This window comes from Vibrio sp. DNB22_10_4 (assembly GCF_052879755.1).
This window is the reverse complement of record NZ_JBNNXW010000147.1, coordinates 1-225: the sequence shown is the minus strand read 5'-3', so window position 1 is coordinate 225 and position 225 is coordinate 1. Positions and strand designations below refer to the sequence as shown.

Sequence of the window (225 nt, the reverse complement as noted above, 5' to 3'; positions counted from 1 at the left end):
AGACTTGAACTCTCACACCTTGCGGCGCCAGAACCTAAATCTGGTGCGTCTACCAATTCCGCCACTTCCGCAACAAAACTTATAGCTAAGAGAGTAATTGGTAAAACTCAATCTTAACGTTGTACTTGAAGGTAACCCTACAAGTTGCAATAAATGGTGGCTACGACGGGATTCGAACCTGTGACCCCATCATTATGAGTGATGTGCTCTAACCAGCTGAGCTAC

Annotated in this window: 1 tRNA gene; it reads right to left on the bottom strand. The window is 45.3% G+C overall.

From position 1 onward, the window contains the following. Positions 1-154 precede the first annotated feature (154 nt). Positions 155-225, bottom strand: a tRNA-Met gene (locus ACVA6Q_RS25035).